This window comes from Streptomyces sp. DH12, from assembly GCF_020873895.1.
Classification (GTDB): Bacteria; Actinomycetota; Actinomycetes; order Streptomycetales; family Streptomycetaceae; genus Streptomyces.
Genome location: NZ_JAHWGT010000471.1, coordinates 1 through 598, shown reverse-complemented (window position 1 = coordinate 598; position 598 = coordinate 1). Strand labels below are relative to the sequence as shown.

Genomic DNA, 598 nt, shown 5'->3' with positions numbered 1-598 from the left:
GGCGTGGAGTGCGTGATCACCGCCAACGACCCGACGGTGCGCGGCGGCGCCAGCAACCCCTGGTCGCTGAAGAAGGCCCTGCGCGCCAACGACATCGCGCTCGCCAACCGGCTGCCGCTGATCAGCCTGGTCGAGTCCGGCGGCGCCGACCTGCCGTCCCAGAAGGAGATCTTCATCCCGGGCGGCGCGATCTTCCGCGACCTGACCCGGCTGTCGGCGGCCGGCATCCCCACGATCGCCGTCGTCTTCGGCAACTCCACGGCGGGCGGCGCGTACGTGCCCGGCATGTCCGACCACACGATCATGGTCAAGGAGCGGGCCAAGGTGTTCCTCGGCGGCCCGCCGCTGGTGAAGATGGCGACCGGCGAGGAGAGCGACGACGAGTCCCTGGGCGGCGCGGACATGCACGCCCGCGTCTCCGGCCTCGCCGACCACTTCGCCGTGGACGAGCCGGACGCGCTGCGCCAGGCCCGCCGGGTCGTCGCCCGCCTCAACCACCGCAAGGCGTACCCGGATCCGGGTCCTGCCGAGCCGCCGAAGTACGACCCGGAGGAGCTGCTGGGCATCGTCCCCGGCGACCTGAAGATCCCCTTCGACC

1 protein-coding gene is annotated in these 598 nt (G+C 72.2%); it reads left to right on the top strand.

The window, feature by feature from the left end; all coding sequences use genetic code 11:
- Positions 1-598: carboxyl transferase domain-containing protein (locus tag LPA54_RS35230; protein WP_306806591.1), on the top strand; the 598-nt coding region annotated here is incomplete at both ends.